Here is a 15,931-nt window from a genome sequence, read left to right as displayed (position 1 = left end):
ACATGTTTGTGCGTTTTATCGCGTTGTCCTTTGGATGCCTGTTTGCCTCTTTTGCGATGGCCGAGGACGACTGCAAAGAAATCACCGTTAGCGCCCAGGTCGATCGGTGTGTGGAGGCAGCCCGCAAGGAAGCCGACACGCAACTCAATGCCAGCTACAAGAAACTGCTGGGACGGTTTGAGGCTCAACAGCGGCGCGACCCTGAGCAGGGTAAGGCGCTGGTCGCCATGGCCAGAGAATCCCAGCGCGCCTGGATCAAGCTACGCGACACCACATGCCCGCTTGAAGCCACGGAAATCGAGCCTGGGGTGGCAGCGCATGTCACGACTATCAACAACTGCGTGGCCAGAATGAGTCTGGAACGTGCAGCTTATCTGGACACGATCGTCGCTGATGAGCCGGGTAATGTGGTCGATCTCAACAAAGTGTCCAGAACCGACGCCCATCGATTTGGGGATGTCGTCGCGCGCTATGTCAGCACCTTTGGCAGCCCTTGCCTGACAGTCCAGATATTGGCGCCCAATGGCGGTTGGAGAGTGCTGTCCTCCAAGCGGTTCTGCAGTCTCGAAGGCAAGGCATTTTGGACGGACTATGCCGATGCCGGGTTTGAGGATCATGCGTTTGCCGAGGATGGGTTGCACGTGACGCTCAGTTTGACGGAGCTTCGTGGACTTGGAGAGAGGCGCCTTGCCTGTGTGATTCCGATTCAGAATGAGCAAATCAAAGAACTGAAATGCGGTTCGTTTGAGCCCGGTGCTTAAACGGGCAAGATCTATTGGGCGTATTTGGACATCATTTGATTGAATCAAGGATTGAAGAAAGTGAAACGCGTATTGCAGAGCGTTCTCTGCGCTCTAACTTGTTGTGTCGCTGTACCGGGTTCTCCCGCGCTTGCTGCGCCCCAAGTTCTCAAGGAAATCCCGGCAAACTTATTAGGCGATGAATCTCGGCAAAACGTCTTTGTGCTGGCGGGCGAAGCGGACGAGGTCTCCAACCGGTTGTTGATTGCGCCGGTACAGGCACGTGATGAGAACATCTTGCTCGATACGTCGAAGGCGCTGCCTCTGATCAAGAGTCAGTACTCGTCTGCGCTTCAGGGTGTCTTCAGCGTCCATGTACTCAAAGGTCGCCCTGGCGTCATGACTGTCATTGATCCGCAGGCTGAGGAAGCTGTCGTCAAGCAGCCGTTCGTTGAGGCTGGGGATTACATAGCGCTGGTAACCAGTGAGGAAGACAACGCGGTTTATAACTTCAACCTGTTGTTCGCCTTCAATAGAAGCTCGAAGCAGTTTGAGCTGAAAGCTCTGCTAGAAGTGGCGAATAACGACTCATGTGATCGATCGCTCGTCAGCGTAGTGGAGTTGCCGGTGCAGACATTGGGCCCAATCACTCTCGCTTCTTTCGATGGGCGTGAAGTGCTGCAGAAGTTGCAGGTTGCTCGTGTTGGTCGTATTGAGGGTGTTAAGAAATTGATGACCGTCGATTCGGCTGATCTTCTGGATATGGCGCTGGCAGCCTATAGAAAGGGTGATGAGTTTTCCCTCAAGGATACGATGAGCTACGTGTTGATGGGCGGTGGCTCGCATGACACTTGTCCCCCCGATAGCTATATCGTCGCAAAGTACTACTACCCGCAGCGTCCCGGCTGGTCCAACGACTTAGGTTTTTTACTCGGCGAAGCGGGTTACTACGCAGAGTCCATTGAGCTGTTGAATGCGGTGATTGCACACAACCCAGCGCGGACGGTGGCTTACCTGAATCTCGCAGATAGCTATTGGGCTATGAACGATAAAGAGCGAGCGGTATCGGCGTACAAGCAATATGCGTCGCGTATGTCGGACGCGGGAAAGGCTTTGAAAATTCCTGCTCGGGTAGCTGAGCGCAGTGGCGGAGTATCCGGGTCATGATCAAACTCAAGGCGCTCTGTAGGCCGGTCGCGGGTGTTTTTTTTGCTGCTTTGCTGATTCCTGCGCATGCCCAGGAAGTCTGTAATCCCGACAGTTTTTCCAATCCCGATTTGATCATTTGTGGTCAGCAGACTTTCGAGAAAGTCGATGCAGTGTTGAATGAGCAATATAAGAAAGTTTTGGTCAGTTTGGCGCCTGCTGACAAGAATCAGCTGACCGATGTGCAGAAGAAATGGGTGCGTTTCAAAGAGTCGTTTTGCGAGGATACCTATCAGTCGGCTTTGCCCGGTGCAGAGGCACCCATCGAAAGGCTCGCGTGTCTCGTGCAAACAACCAATGCCCGGTTGGGAGAGTTGATTGCTCTGCAGACGGGCTTACCGCTAGATGGCTTTTACAAGGCGGCATCTGCGATTGCGGGGAAGGATCATGAGAGAGACTTAGCGGCCGCCATTGAGCGACTGGGAGGGGATGAGTTCGATGATCCGCTTTGGAAGCAATATGCGGATGGGCACTGCGAAATGAGCGAGCGTTTGTTCCGTGAGGATTTCGCGAATTGCAGCGTGCGGATGCGCTTTCAGTTACCTCTGAACCGTTGAAGGAATGATCGGTTTGAAATCAATCCGGATGTTATCTGTTGCGTTGTCATTCCTCTTTCCTCTTGTGGCTCACAGCGAGGTCAAAACGGAGATCTATTGCTTCCGTTCACAAGAGGGTAAGAGCAGCAATTTTGAATTGCGGACGTATCACGACTCGAGCGCCAAATGGCAAGTTGCGAGCGTTAGGTACAGTAAGTCGAAAGAGGCGCTTACTCTCGTCTATGGAGGCTCGGAAGAAGAGTTTCCGAACCCTAATCGGCCCCCCGAAATCACGACGAAGTGGGAGGAGGTGTCGGGAGGCCTTGTGACTGGTGATTATGTAATGGCGAGCCAGGATCCCTTCGTTTACGGAATCGTTTACACAAACCGTAAGTCCGGAAAGAAGTACATATTCGAACACGATAGCAACATGAATGCTTTGCCTGAAACAGGCTGTCAGTGGTGACTCACGTACTTGAGAAAGGGGACTTAAAGTCCCCTTTTTTCATCCGCAAATCCCGCTACGACTTGGCCGCCAGGTTCCGCACTTCAATATGGTCGAGCGTCCCTTCCACCATCAATCGCACCCCGTCCGCCATTCTGCTCAGGGCCAGTGCTACTGAGCGGCGGGAGCCGTGGAGGTCGTCGGCGAGGTCGCAGGCGATGGCGCTGATGGACAGGAGGTCTTCGGAGGCGTTGGCCATCAGGGCTTCGGCGTCGGTGCCGGGGGTGAGGCTGAAGAGGCCAGTTTCGCGTTTGGGTTGGGATTCGGTGCGCGGTTTGAAGTGGTGGTCGAGGGCGCGTTCGGCGGCTTCGTGGAATTTCTTGGATTCCAGCGATTCGTAGGGCGATATGTCTGGGGTTTCGGGGGGATTGGGTGTTGGTTTGATCATTCGGTCTTACTCCAGTTTCAGGAGCCGACACCGTTTCGCTCGCACTTCGAAAGTGGTGGCAGCTGTGCATAGGTGTGCAAGACCGGTGGAGTCACCCGGCAGACCCGAAGGCCTCCCATACACAGCAGCCATAACGATCCGCGAGCATAGGAAAACGCTCGGCGAATTGCCATAACCAATGTGGACTCTCACCGGACTTGCACGTCCGTATCACCAATTCGTGGTGACCTATTGAGGCTATCGATGAACCATCATCCTGCCTAGTTCACGCACAACACCACGCCTTGCAGGAAATTTCCCATAGGTTTGCAGGCTGGAAGGTCAAAAGATCGCAGCCTTCGGCAGCTCCTACAGGGATGTGTTTCAACAGGTGTAGGACGGTGGGTGCAGAAGTGTGACTTGGCGGTCATCGTGCGGGAAATGGGCTGCATCATCTTCCAATAGCGGCCGATAGTGGCGTTATCGTCTGAATCCCTTACACTGCCCCGGCCGTTCATTTTCCTTTTGAGGCTGTGCGCATGAAATTTCGTTTTCTACTGTGGATGCTGGGTCTGTTGATGGGTAAGGCCAGCCGGACAAATCCTGCGTTCCAGCAGCAGTTGGGTGACAAGGATCTGGTGTTTCAGCTGCAGACGCTGGACGGGAAAGTGGCGCGGCATTTCGTGGTGAAGGATCAGCGCATTACCAGCAAGTCTGGGGTGGTGGCGGAGCCGGCGTTTGCGATTGCGTTCAAGGATGCGGGTTATGCCTTTGCCACGATGCAGGCGAAGAACAAGCAGCTGGCATTTATGCAGGGGATTCAGGACAAGTCGATTCAGCTAAAGGGGAATCCGGCGCTGGTGATGTGGTTTCAGGGGTTGATGAAGTATTTGAAGCCGAGGAAGGCCAAGCCTAAGGCTTGAGCCGAGTCTTGATGAGAAGAGCTTTTGTGGCGAGGGAGCTTGCTCCCGCTGGGCTGCGGAGCGGCCCTGAACCCTGAGGCCTTGTTGTGTCAGGCATATCTTGTTGGCTGGTTTTGCGACTGCTGCGCAGTCGAGCGGGAGCAAGCTCCCTCGCCACAGGTGCTCAGTACATCCAGGAAACCGAGGTGGATTCTTCGCGAGCAGGCTCGCTCCCACAGGGGTTGTGTAAACCTTGGGGGAGCGGGCCTGTTTTGGTTCAGGCCTGGCTGAACTGCGAGGCCAGTTCGCGCAGCAGGACTTCGGCTTCGAGGACTTTACTGACCACGTCATTTGCCTTGTCGCGGGTCAGGCCGACGCGTTCGAGCAGGGCGTCGGGGATGTCTTCGTCGGGGCCGGAGCCGATGCCGCGGCTGCGCAGCAGGCGCACGGCCAGGCAGACGAGGTTCGGGTATTCGGCGTAGGCGCCGTCGTAGCTTGGGTCGTGCTGGAAGCGCAGAGCAGTGGCCAGTTCATCGGGCATGTCCCAGTAGCGCATTAGCCACGAGCCGATCTGTTCGCGGCTGATGCCCAGCAGGTGCTGCTCGATGTAGCTGTGGCACAGGTGCGGGTTGACCTCCAGGTGGCGGCAGATCAGCGAGAAGTGCGGCGGGAACACGTGGGCCAGCAGCAGGTAACCGAAGTTGTGCAGCAGACCGGCGAGGTAGGTCAGGCCGGCTTCCGGGCGCTGGGCGCGCGGCATGGCGCGGGTCAGGCCTTCGATGACGGCGGCGGTGTAGATCGATTGCTGCCAGTACGGCGTGGTGTGTTGCGGGTGGTCTTTCGGCAGGCTCAGGGTCTTGCCGAGGGCCAGGCCCAGGGCGAGGTTGATCACCAGATCGAAACCGAGCACGCGAACGATCGCGTCTTCCACCGAGCGGATCTTGCCCGGCGAGGCGTAGTACGGCGACGCAGCCCAGCTCACCACTTGTGCAGCCAGCGCCGGGTCGGTTTCGACCACGCCGGTGATGTCGTCGATGGTGGCGTTGGGGTCGACGCGCAGCTTGATGATTTTTTGCGCGGTCTCAGCCAGCGGCGGAATTTCGATGGTCGCTTCCAGACGCTGCTGGATCCGGCGTGCGGTGAATGCCTGCACGGCCTGGGTGATTTCCTCGCGGTCATCGTCCGGGCGATCAAGGTTCGGGCGGATGCTGCTCAGGGCTTCGCCGAAGTTGGCGGCGCTGGCCTTGGTCAGCATGCTCTTGAAGGCTTCGCTGGTGATTTCCAGCAGCAGGCCCGGCTCGCCGGAGTTGATCAGCAGCTTCGGTTCGCGCAGCAGGCTCTCTTCGTAGAGACACGGCGAACTGGTCAGCGCCGGCAGGCCCGGCAGCAGGCTCAGGCTGTGTTTGCCGAGCATCTTTTCCAGGCGCTCGGTGGACACGGCGGTCAGGCGTCGGCCAGTGAGTTCGGCGAGGCGGTTGAGGTCGAGCAACTGGCTCTGCGGAAACAGCACCATCAGCGCGCCGACGGCATCGTCCAGCAACACGGCTTGTACCTTGCGCGAAGCATTGAGGCCGTGGTGGTCGAGCACTTCTTCGTAGGCGATCCCCAGCTTGCCGAGCAGCAGCCGAATTACAGACGGCGCGTGCGGAAGTTCAGGGGCGAGAGCTGCGTCAGTCATGGTCTGTATCCGTTTTTGAAACAATGGCAGGAGTATAACCAGCTCTGTAGGAACGATCCTGCACAAACTGCGACGGTGCTCACACTTGGCCGTATTGCTGCCCGTGGCGCAACCAACGGTCGAGCAATGGGCTGACGTGAGTCGGCCAGCGTTCCAGCAGCGCTTGCGCAGCATCGCGTACGGCGGGCAGCAGATCGGCGTCGCGCATCAGGTCGGCGACTTTGAATTGCAGCAGGCCGGTCTGACGGGTGCCGAGCATTTCGCCGGGGCCGCGCAGTTCGAGGTCTTTTTCAGCGATGACGAAACCGTCGTTGGTCTCGCGCATGATGCCCAGGCGCTGACGGCCGATCTGCGACAGCGGCGGATGGTAGAGCAGCACGCAATGGCTGACCGCGCTGCCCCGACCGACGCGACCGCGCAACTGGTGCAACTGCGCGAGGCCCAGGCGCTCGGGGTTTTCGATGATCATCAGGCTGGCGTTGGGCACGTCGACGCCGACTTCGATCACCGTGGTGGCAACCAGCAGTTGCAGGTTGCCGGCCTTGAATTCGGCCATGACCGCCGCTTTTTCGGCGGGCTTCATGCGCCCGTGGATCAGCCCGACTTTCAGCTCGCCGAGGGCGGCGGTGAGGTCTTCGAAGGTGGTTTCGGCGGCCTGACAGGTCAGCTCTTCCGACTCTTCGATCAGGGTGCACACCCAATAGGCCTGACGCCCTTCGGCGCAGGCGCTGCGCACCCGTTCGATGACTTCGACGCGACGGGTGTCGGTGACCAGTACGGTGTTGACCGGGGTGCGACCGGGCGGCAGTTCGTCGAGGATCGAGGTGTCGAGGTCGGCGTAGGCGCTCATCGCCAGCGTGCGCGGGATCGGCGTGGCGGTCATGATCAGTTGGTGCGGACACATGCGCCCGCCGACGCCTTTCTGCCGCAGCGCCAGACGCTGTTGCACGCCGAAGCGGTGTTGTTCGTCGATGATCACCAACGCCAGGTTCTTGAATTGCACTTCGTCCTGGAACAGCGCGTGGGTGCCGACCACCATCGGCGTGCCGCTGGCGATCTGTTCCAGCGCGGCGACGCGATTCTTGCCCTTGAGCTTGCCTGCCAGCCATGCGACGTCGATGCCCAGCGGTTCGAGCCAGCGCTTGAAGGTGATGAAGTGTTGCTCGGCAAGGATCTCGGTCGGCGCCATCAGCGCGACCTGATAACCGGCCTCCAGCGCTTGCAGTGCCGCGAGGGCGGCGACCACGGTTTTGCCCGCGCCAACATCGCCCTGAATCAGCCGCAGCATCGGTTCGTGCTGGCTGAGGTCGTAGGCGATTTCGTTGCCCACGCGTTGTTGCGCGCCGGTCGGGTTGAAGCCGAGGTTGGCCAGGTATTTCGGTGGCAGTTTTTTCGCCTTCGGCATCGCCGGCGCGCGCAGCGAACGCATGCTTTCGCGCAGACGTTGTTGCGACAGTTGATGGGTCAGCAGTTCTTCGAAGGCCAGCCGATGCTGGGCCCAGTGATGACCGAGGGCCAGTTCATCGACGTCGGCGTCGGCGGGCGGGTTGTGCAGGTAGCGGATCGCGTCGGCCAGCGGCGCCAATTGGTAGTCGCGGGCCAGTTCGGTCGGCAGCCAGTCGGGCAGGGTGTTTGGCTTGAGCAGCGTCAGGGTCTGCATGCACAACTGGCGCAGGCGCTGTTGGGTCAGGCCTTCGGTGAGCGGGTAAACCGGGGTCAGGGTTTCGTCCACCGGCGGCGGTTCGTCACCGGTGATGGCGCGGTATTCCGGGTGGTAGATTTCCAGCCCCGAAGCGCCGGGCCGGACTTCGCCGTAGCAGCGGATCCGCGTGCCGCGCTTGAGGCCTTCTTTCTGTGCATTGCTGAAATGGTAGAAGCGCAGGCTCAGGCCGCCGGTGCCGTCCTGCATGCGCACGACGAGGCTGCGACGCCGGCCCATGACCACGTCGGCACCGCTGACGGTGCCTTCGACCACCGCGTCCTGGCCAGGGCGCAAGTGGCCGATCGGCACCACACGGGTGCGATCCTGATAACGTAGCGGCAGGTGAAACAGCACGTCCTGGAGGTTTTCCAGGCCGACCTTGGCCAGCTTCTCGGCCATGGCTTCGCCGACACCCTTGAGTGCCGTCACCGACACTTGCGACAGCTCGGTCATGACCCTGGCTTAACCGGCCGTGACCGGCGCGGCGGGCTTGGCCACCGAGCACAGGCGAACGGAGTCGGCGAGGATCTCGATGGCTTTCGGCCGCGGGAAGCTCGCGCGCCAGGCAATCGCCACGGTGCGGAATGGCACCGGCGCCGACAGCGGGCGTACTTCGATCACGCCCGGGGCGTAGTGATGGCTGTCGACAGCCGACAACGGCAGGATCGAGATCCCCAGGCCGGAGGCGACCATGTGGCGGATGGTCTCCAGCGAGCTGGATTCCACCGTGGTGTGCTTGGCGCCGTCGTTGCCCTTGGTCAGGGTCGGGCAGGCCTCAAGCACCTGGTCGCGGAAGCAGTGGCCTTCGCCGAGCAGCAGCAGGCTCTTGTCGTTGAGCAGGCCCGGGTCGATAGATTCTTTTTGCGTCCACGGGTGCTGGGCTGGCATCAAGACGTAGAACGGCTCGTCGTACAGCGGCAGGGTCAGCACGTCGGCTTCGTTGAACGGCAGGGCGATGATGATCGCGTCGAGCTCGCCGTTGCGCAGTTTGTCGCGCAGCACGTGGGTGAAGTTTTCTTCGATGTACAACGGCATCTGCGGGGCGACCCGGTGCAGTTGTGGAATCAGGTGCGGGAACAGGTACGGCCCGACGGTGTAGATCGCGCCGACTTTCAGCGGGGCGGTCAGCTGGTTCTTGCCGGCCTGGGCCAGTTCACGGATGCCTTGCGCCTGTTCCAGGACTTTCTGCGCCTGGGCGACGATGCCTTCGCCGACCGGGGTCAGGCGCACGGCGCTTTTACTGCGCTCGAAAATCAGCACACCGAGTTCGTCTTCAAGTTTTTTCACGCCCACCGACAGGGTCGGCTGGCTGACGTGGCAACGCTCGGCGGCGTGGCCGAAGTGCTGCTCTTGGGCGAGGGTAACGATGTAGCGTAATTCTGTGAGGGTCATAGCAAGCGTCCATGAAGTTGCGGGCCAAGCATAACGGCTGCAATCGATAGACGCACGTTATCAGACTGAGTGAGGAATGCGACACCGGGCAATGTGAGTTTGCCGTTGCCAGATAGGCAAAAGGCACCTTTCGGTGCCTTTTCGTTCCCACTGTCGACCCTGTGGGAGCGGGCTTGCTCGCGAATGCGGTGTGTCAGATCCATGGATGTCGACTGACACGACGCTTTCGCGAGCAAGTCCGCTCCCACATTGGATCAGCGGCGTTTATCCAGCGAGTACACAAACGGCGCGACAATTTCGATTGAGCCGTTGTTGAGCATGTCCGCCGGTGGCTTGGGCAGCGGTTGTGCGCGGCGGATCATTTCCAGGGTGGCCCGGTCCAGATCGGCGTTGCCCGAGCGGCCCACCAGTTCGAACGACAACACATTGCCTTCAGCGTCGACGACGAAACGCAGACGGTTCAAGCCTTCCTTGCCGCGAGCCTGCGCACTGGCCGGATACTTCTTGTACTTGCCCAAGTGCGCGAGCAGGGTGTTTTGCCAGCTGGCCTTGGCGGCCATTTGTGCGGGCGACGGTCCCGGTGCCGGCTGGGCGGATTTCTCCGTCGGTGCCTGGGTCGGCTGCGTCTCCGCCGGTTTTTCCTCGGAAGGTTTTTCCTTCACCGGCTCCGGTTTTTTCTCCACCGGTTTGGGCGGCTGCGGTTTCGGCTTTGGCTTGGGTTTGGGCTTCGGTACGGCAATCTCGGCCTTGGGTGCTTCAGCCAGTTTCGGAATCGGCAACTCTTCGACCGGAGCCGGTGGCTGCGGCGGTGTGACGACTTTCGGCGGAGCAGGCGGTGGCGGGGTCGGAACCGGTGCCAGCTCGACCATCATTGCCTGCGGCGGCAGTTCGATGGGCGGGCGGGCGGTCCAGTTCAGCGCCAGCGCGATCGCCAGCGCGTGTACGCCCAGCACCACGGCCAGGCTACCGCTGTAACGCGTCAGCTTATGGCGCGTCGTGATCATTTCTTGGCTGCGCTCTCAAGGCCCACCAGACCAACCTTCAGGTAACCGGCCGAGCGCAATTTATCCATCACGCTCATCAGGTCGCCGTAGTCCACGCCCTTGTCGGCCTGGAAGAAGATGGTGGTGTCTTTCTTGCCCTGGGTCTTGGCGTCGAGCACGGCGCCAAGGGTATCGGCATTGACTTCGTCGTCGCCGATGTACAGGCGCTGATCAGCTTTAACGCTGAGGAACACCGGTTTCTCCGGGCGCGGCGCCGGTTTGGCGGTCGAGGCCGGCAGGTCGACTTTGATGTCCACCGTAGCCAGCGGCGCGGCCACCATGAAGATGATCAACAGCACCAGCATCACGTCGATGAACGGCGTGACGTTGATTTCGTGGTTCTCGGCCAGATCGTCGTCTGCGCCTTCTTTCAAATGCAGGCCCATGGCCGATTACCCCACTTTCACCATGTGTGGTTGCGAGCTGCTGCGCTCAGGCTGGTGATCGAGGTCACGGCTGACCAGCAACAGGACCTGCGCCGAAGCGTCGGACACCTGCGCCTTGTAGCCAGCGATAGAGCGGGCGAACACGTTGTAGATCACCACCGCAGGAATCGCCGCAACCAGGCCCAGCGCGGTGGCCAGCAGCGCTTCGGCGATGCCCGGCGCCACGACGGCAAGGTTGGTGGTCTGGGTCTTGGCGATGCCGATGAAGCTGTTCATGATGCCCCACACGGTACCGAACAGGCCGACGAACGGCGCGGTGGAGCCGATAGTGGCGAGGACGCCGGTGCCGCTGCTCATGTTACGGCCACAGGCTGCGACGAGGCGCTCAAGACGGAAGCTGACGCGCTCCTTGATGCCTTCTTTCTCGCGGCTGTTGACCGACAGGCGCATCTCTTCGAGGGCGTCGTGCACCAGCAGGTTGGCGAGGGTGCCTTCCTTTGCCGCAGTGGCGCTGGCTTCCTTGAGGGTCGCGGCTTTTTTCAGCGCAGCGATTTCACCGCGCAGACGACGCTTGGCGCCCATCAGCTCGAAGCCTTTGGCGATCCAGATGGTCCAGGTGATGATGGAAGCGATGGCCAGACCGATCATCACGATTTTCACGATGATGTCGGCGTTCTGGTACATGCCCCATGGCGACAGGTCGTGGGCCATGCCCAAGCTGTTGTCAGGTTCGAGCACTTCAGGCGCGTCTGCTGCGCTGGCGTCTACAGCCTGTACCGGGTCGGTGGCGGCTGGCGCGGCGGCGGCAGGTGCGTGTTGTTCGGTGGCAGCCGGGGCGGTTGGCGCCTGGGCATCGGCGAAGGCGGCGGTCGGCGCCAGCATCAGGCTGAGCAGCAGGGCCGCCACCGCGCTGAAGGCGCGAGGTCGTTTGGTTGGCGAAGCGGGGTTTTGATTACGTGTCATGCTGGCCGGACCTGAAGTAGAAAACGGTTGATGCTCTTCCAGGCCTCGTGAGGCCGAGAACAAAAGTGGGGTGCATTATTGCAAGTAATTCTTGTTAACAGAAGTAATAGAGTATCTTTTTTTCCACGATTGCTAGCCGTTCGTCCTTTGCGAGGGCTAGTCTGTTCCTTTCGTTAGGGAGTTTTTTGATGTCCGCGCCTTCTGTTTTGATTGCCGGTTGTGGTGACGTCGGCAGTCGTCTGGCTACGCAATTGTTGGCCGCCGGCTGGGAGGTGCATGGTCTGCGCCGTGATATTTCGCGTTTGCCGGATGGCGTCATCGGCGTGGCGGGTGACCTGTTCAAGGAAGACTGCCCGGAAAACTGGCCATTCGGGGCGGTGGATTATCTGGTGTATTGCGCGGCGGCGACCGATCACGATGAAGCCGGTTATCGCGCTGCCTACGTACAGGGTTTGCAGAATGTGCTGAGCTGGCTGAATGACTTTGGCCAGGTGCCTGAGCGACTGCTGTTCGTTTCCAGCAGCAGTGTGTACGGGCAGCAGGAAGGGGAGTGGGTCGACGAGCATTCAGCGACCGTCGCCAGCGGCTATTCCGGGCGAGTGATGCTTGAGGCTGAGCAAGTGGCGCTGAAAAGCGGTATCCCGGCGAGCATCGTGCGCCTGACCGGCATTTACGGCCCGGGACGTGAATGGCTGCTGACTCAGGTGCGTCGTGGTTATCGGGTGGCGGTCGAGCCACCGCTGTACGGCAATCGCATTCACGCTGATGACGCAGCAGGGCTGATGGCGTTTCTGCTGCAGGCAGCTCATCAGGGCACGCCGTTGCAGGATGTTTATATCGGAGTGGACGATGCGCCGGCACCGCTGGCCGAAGTGGTCGCCTGGTTGCGCGAGTATCTGGGTGTCACCGATTGGGCGGAAGACGCCAGCGTACGCCGCACCGGCAGCAAGCGCTGCAGCAATGCTCGGGCGAAGGCACTGGGCTGGACGCCGACGTATCCGAGTTACCGTGAAGGCTATGCGGCGATTCTTGAAGGTAAGTGCTGACTTTCTAACGCCACAAACCACTGTGGGAGCGGGCTTGCTCGCGATGGCGGCTTGGCAGTCAACTAAGGTGTTGAGTCTGATGGCCTCATCGCGGGCAAGCCCGCTCCCACAGGGTTATATATTGTTCTCAGGTGTGGTTATTGCTTTTCAAGCAACCACTTGCGCTCACCCGGGGTGAACTGCGGCATTTCATCCGCCAGTGCGCTGTTCACCGCCTGGAAAATCTCCAGCGCCTTGCCTTTGCGGGCGAAGATCCAGTTGTTGCCCTGGCCGTTGAGTTGCAGCCACATGCTGTCGTGGTCGCTGTTCATCGAGGCGCAGTCGCCTGCCAGGCACAGGGCATAGCGGTCGGCGCCGGGCAGACCGGAGACCTGGCCGTCGGCCTGGAACTGCACGGTGTTGCCTTCGCCGTCGCCGCTGGCAATCTTCCAGCTGCCGCCCAGGTACGCTGAATACAGCGCCCGTTCGAAGCTGGCACCGATTGGCGCGCCTTCCGGTACGGGGATTTGCGCGCGGTCGAACAACTGATCCGGCTCGTTCTCGGTGGCGGCTTGTTTCATCCGTCCGCCGTCGCGTTTCAGCTCACTGCCGGAGCTGCCATAGAAGTCGACTTTCCAGGCGCCGGACTGTTCGCCCTGCAGCCGTCCTTCGACGTTCTCGAAACCGTTGGTGTAGCGGGCCTGACCAGCCTTGGTGTTGACGTCCCACTCCAGGTTCGGGCCATAGGCCTGAAGCGCTTCGCGCAGGGGGCCGCCCTTGGCAGCAGCGTCGATCGCCACCTGGTTGATCCAGGTGCCGCTGATGTCACGGTCGGCGGGGTCGCTGGCACAGCCGCCGAGGAAAATGGCGAGCAGCGAGAGAGCAAGCGCTTTGCGCATGGTGGAATCCTTTCAAAACCTTTTCTTTACCGCAGAGCAGTCGGCGCAGCGTTTGAAGGCTGCGCCGTGCGCATTACTCGATGACCAGGATGGCATCCATTTCGACCTGCGAACCCTTCGGCAGGGCAGCAACGCCGATGGCGGCGCGGGCCGGGTACGGCTGATCGAAGTACTTGCCCATGATCTCGTTGACCTTGGCGAAGTGGCTCAGGTCGGTGAGGAAGATGTTCAGCTTGACGATGTCCTTGAACGAACCGCCAGCGGCTTCAGCCACGGCTTTGAGGTTCTCGAACACCTGGACGGTCTGGGCTTCGAAGCCTTCAACCAGTTCCATGGTCTTTGGGTCCAGAGGAATCTGGCCCGACATGTAGACGGTGTTGCCGGCCTTGATCGCCTGGGAGTAGGTACCGATGGCAGCTGGGGCCTTGTCGCTGGTGATAACGGTCTTGGTCATGTATGACTCCTTGTTAGGTGTGAATTAGGCACGCATGCGGGTGATGCGGATGACCCCGGTCAGGGCGCGCAGTTTCTTGATCACGCGGGCCAGGTGCACACGGTCGTGTACGCTGACCACCAGTTGGACGACGCTGATGCGGCCATCGCGCTCGTCCATGCTGATTTTCTCGATATTGCCGTCGGCCGCGTTGACGCTGCTGGCCAGCAGGGCGATCAGGCCGCGCTGGTGTTCCAGCTCGACGCGCAGCTCGACGTTGAATTCGCCGGTGACATCCTTGGCCCACGAGAGCTGGATGCATTTTTCCGGGTTGTGCCTGATTTCGCTGATGTTGCGGCAGTTGTCCAGGTGCACGACCATGCCTTTGCCCGCCGACAGGTGCCCGACAATCGGGTCGCCCGGGATCGGCGTGCAGCATTTGGCGTAACTGAGCACCAGACCTTCGGTACCGCGAATCGCCAGGGGGCCTTCCGGGCTCGGCAGCTGCTCGCCTTCGCCAAGCAGGCGGCGCGCCACGACATAGGCCATGCGGTTGCCCAGACCAATGTCTTCGAGCAAATCTTCAATCAGTTCGAGGCGGTATTCGGTGAGCATCGCCTTGACGCGCTCGGTCGGAATTTTCTCTAGCGAGCTGTCGAAACCGTTGAGCACCTTGTTCAGCAGGCGTTCGCCGAGGCTGATGGACTCGGAGCGACGTTGCAGTTTCAGTGCATGACGGATGTGCGTACGTGCCTTGCCGGTGACCACGAAGTTGAGCCACGCCGGATTCGGCCGCGCGCCGGGTGCGCTGACGATCTCGACCGTGGAGCCGCTTTGCAGCGGTTCGGACAGCGGTGCGAGACGGCGGTTGATCCGGCAGGCGATGCAGCTGTTGCCGACGTCGGTGTGCACCGCATAGGCAAAGTCGACCGCCGTGGAGCCTTTGGGCAGCTCCATGATCCGGCCTTTGGGCGTGAACACGTAGACCTCGTCCGGGAACAGGTCGATCTTCACGCTCTCGATGAATTCCAGCGAGTTGCCGGCACGTTGCTGCATTTCCAGCACGCCTTTGACCCACTGGCGGGCACGAGCGTGAGTGCCTTTGGGCTGCTCGTCACCGCTGGATTTATACAGCCAGTGAGCGGCAATGCCGTTGTTGGCCATTTCTTCCATTTCGCGGGTGCGGATCTGGATCTCGATCGGTACGCCGTGCATGCCAAACAGCGTGGTGTGCAGCGACTGATAGCCGTTGGCCTTGGGAATCGCGATGTAATCCTTGAAGCGTCCCGGCAACGGTTTGTACAAATTATGCACAGCACCCAGCACGCGGTAGCAGGTATCGACCTTGTCGACGATGATCCGGAACGCATAGACGTCCATGATCTCGTTGAAGGCCCGACGCTTGCCGCGCATTTTCTTGTAGATGCCGTAGAGGTGTTTCTGGCGACCGCTGACTTCGCCCTGGATGCCGTCGATCGCGAGGCAGTGGCCGAGGGACTCTTCGATCTTGTTGACGATTTCCTTGCGGTTGCCCCGGGCGCGCTTGACCGCCTGGTAGATCCGCGCCGAACGCATCGGGTGCATCGCCTTGAAGCCGAGGTCTTCGAATTCGATACGAATGGCGTGCATGCCCAGCCGGTTGGCGATGGGCGCATAGATTTCGAGGGTTTCCTTGGCGATCCGGCGGCGTTTTTCCCCGGACAGCACTTCCAGCGTGCGCATGTTGTGCAGGCGGTCGGCAAGTTTGACCAGGATCACGCGAATGTCGCGGGCCATGGCCATGGCCATTTTCTGGAAGTTTTCGGCCTGGGCTTCGGCCTTGGTCTCGAAGTTCATCTGGGTCAGTTTGCTGACCCCGTCGACCAGTTCGGCCACGGTTTCACCGAACTGCGCTTGCAGCGCTTCTTTGGCGATACCGGTGTCTTCGATCACGTCATGCAGCATCGCGGCCATCAGGCTCTGATGGTCCATGTGCATGTCGGCAAGAATATTCGCCACCGCAAGAGGATGCGTGACGTACGCCTCGCCACTGCGACGGCGCTGACCGTCATGGGCTTGTTCGGCGTAGAAATACGCTCGGCGGACCAGGTTGACCTGGTCGTTGCCGAGGTAGGTCGATAAGCGATCGGCGAGGGCGTCTATGCTCGGCATGAT

The 15,931-nt window shown here is 60.3% G+C and carries 15 protein-coding genes; 5 read left to right on the top strand and 10 right to left on the bottom strand.

Going from position 1 to position 15,931, the window contains the following annotated elements; all coding sequences use genetic code 11:
• Positions 1-2: 2 nt before the first annotated feature.
• From HDC30_RS12415 to HDC30_RS12405, 3 genes are read left to right on the top strand one after another with little or no spacing between them, the layout of a single operon-like run.
• Positions 3-761 carry a lysozyme inhibitor LprI family protein gene (locus HDC30_RS12415; RefSeq protein ID WP_183783257.1) on the top strand — a complete coding sequence of 253 codons (759 nt, stop codon included), beginning with the start codon at positions 3-5 and terminating at the stop codon, positions 759-761.
• Between the two features lie 60 nt (positions 762-821).
• Positions 822-1,907: a M48 family metallopeptidase gene (locus tag HDC30_RS12410; protein ID WP_103369792.1), complete on the top strand. Its 1,086-nt coding sequence runs from the start codon at positions 822-824 to the stop codon at positions 1,905-1,907.
• Complete coding sequence (locus tag HDC30_RS12405) at positions 1,904-2,503, top strand: lysozyme inhibitor LprI family protein (protein ID WP_103369793.1); 600 nt, start codon at positions 1,904-1,906, stop codon at positions 2,501-2,503. Before HDC30_RS12410 ends, HDC30_RS12405 begins: the two co-directional genes overlap by 4 nt.
• A gap of 500 nt (positions 2,504-3,003) precedes the next feature.
• Here HDC30_RS12405 and HDC30_RS12400 read toward each other — a convergent pair whose 3' ends face one another.
• A complete protein-coding gene (locus tag HDC30_RS12400; RefSeq protein ID WP_027610398.1) occupies positions 3,004-3,375 on the bottom strand; it encodes a DUF6124 family protein in 372 nt (123 codons plus the stop codon).
• Positions 3,376-3,893: 518 nt separating this feature from the next.
• On the opposite strand from HDC30_RS12400, the gene HDC30_RS12395 reads away from it, so the two are divergent.
• The gene (locus HDC30_RS12395) at positions 3,894-4,277 is read left to right on the top strand and encodes a helicase (protein WP_103369794.1); all 384 of its coding nucleotides are present in this window, start codon (positions 3,894-3,896) and stop codon (positions 4,275-4,277) included.
• A 256-nt stretch (positions 4,278-4,533) separates the two neighbouring features.
• Here HDC30_RS12395 and HDC30_RS12390 read toward each other — a convergent pair whose 3' ends face one another.
• From HDC30_RS12390 to exbB, 6 genes are all read right to left on the bottom strand, one after another.
• Positions 4,534-5,934: an aminoacyl-tRNA deacylase and HDOD domain-containing protein gene (locus HDC30_RS12390; RefSeq protein ID WP_095137709.1), complete on the bottom strand. Its 1,401-nt coding sequence runs from the start codon at positions 5,932-5,934 to the stop codon at positions 4,534-4,536.
• Positions 5,935-6,013: 79 nt separating this feature from the next.
• The gene (gene recG / locus HDC30_RS12385; protein ID WP_027610400.1) at positions 6,014-8,089 is read right to left on the bottom strand and encodes an ATP-dependent DNA helicase RecG; all 2,076 of its coding nucleotides are present in this window, start codon (positions 8,087-8,089) and stop codon (positions 6,014-6,016) included.
• Positions 8,090-8,098: 9 nt separating this feature from the next.
• Positions 8,099-9,028 carry a hydrogen peroxide-inducible genes activator gene (locus HDC30_RS12380; protein WP_007962352.1) on the bottom strand — a complete coding sequence of 310 codons (930 nt, stop codon included), beginning with the start codon at positions 9,026-9,028 and terminating at the stop codon, positions 8,099-8,101.
• 254 nt (positions 9,029-9,282) lie between these two features.
• A complete protein-coding gene (locus tag HDC30_RS12375) occupies positions 9,283-10,032 on the bottom strand; it encodes an energy transducer TonB (RefSeq protein ID WP_095137707.1) in 750 nt (249 codons plus the stop codon).
• On the bottom strand, positions 10,029-10,457 hold the full coding sequence (gene exbD / locus HDC30_RS12370) for a TonB system transport protein ExbD (protein ID WP_007962355.1): 429 nt from the start codon (positions 10,455-10,457) through the stop codon (positions 10,029-10,031). Before exbD ends, HDC30_RS12375 begins: the two co-directional genes overlap by 4 nt.
• 6 nt (positions 10,458-10,463) lie before the next feature.
• On the bottom strand, positions 10,464-11,420 hold the full coding sequence (gene exbB, locus HDC30_RS12365; protein ID WP_150370062.1) for a tonB-system energizer ExbB: 957 nt from the start codon (positions 11,418-11,420) through the stop codon (positions 10,464-10,466).
• Between the two features lie 188 nt (positions 11,421-11,608).
• Between exbB and HDC30_RS12360 the strand changes: the two genes are divergently transcribed.
• A complete protein-coding gene (locus tag HDC30_RS12360; RefSeq protein ID WP_183783255.1) occupies positions 11,609-12,466 on the top strand; it encodes an SDR family oxidoreductase in 858 nt (285 codons plus the stop codon).
• 137 nt (positions 12,467-12,603) lie between these two features.
• Here HDC30_RS12360 and HDC30_RS12355 read toward each other — a convergent pair whose 3' ends face one another.
• The 3 genes from HDC30_RS12355 to spoT all read right to left on the bottom strand — a co-directional run bounded on the left by HDC30_RS12355 (position 12,604) and on the right by spoT (position 15,928).
• Positions 12,604-13,344 carry a hypothetical protein gene (locus HDC30_RS12355; protein ID WP_007962358.1) on the bottom strand — a complete coding sequence of 247 codons (741 nt, stop codon included), beginning with the start codon at positions 13,342-13,344 and terminating at the stop codon, positions 12,604-12,606.
• A gap of 73 nt (positions 13,345-13,417) precedes the next feature.
• Positions 13,418-13,798: a RidA family protein gene (locus HDC30_RS12350; RefSeq protein ID WP_003229509.1), complete on the bottom strand. Its 381-nt coding sequence runs from the start codon at positions 13,796-13,798 to the stop codon at positions 13,418-13,420.
• A 24-nt stretch (positions 13,799-13,822) separates the two neighbouring features.
• The gene (gene spoT, locus HDC30_RS12345) at positions 13,823-15,928 is read right to left on the bottom strand and encodes a bifunctional GTP diphosphokinase/guanosine-3',5'-bis pyrophosphate 3'-pyrophosphohydrolase (protein ID WP_064389568.1); all 2,106 of its coding nucleotides are present in this window, start codon (positions 15,926-15,928) and stop codon (positions 13,823-13,825) included.
• Positions 15,929-15,931: the final 3 nt, after the last annotated feature.

Source organism: Pseudomonas sp. JAI115, assembly GCF_014200835.1.
Lineage (GTDB): Bacteria > Pseudomonadota > Gammaproteobacteria > Pseudomonadales > Pseudomonadaceae > Aquipseudomonas > Aquipseudomonas putida_A.
Note: the sequence above shows the minus strand (reverse complement) of the source record. Positions and strands in the feature narration are given on the sequence as shown.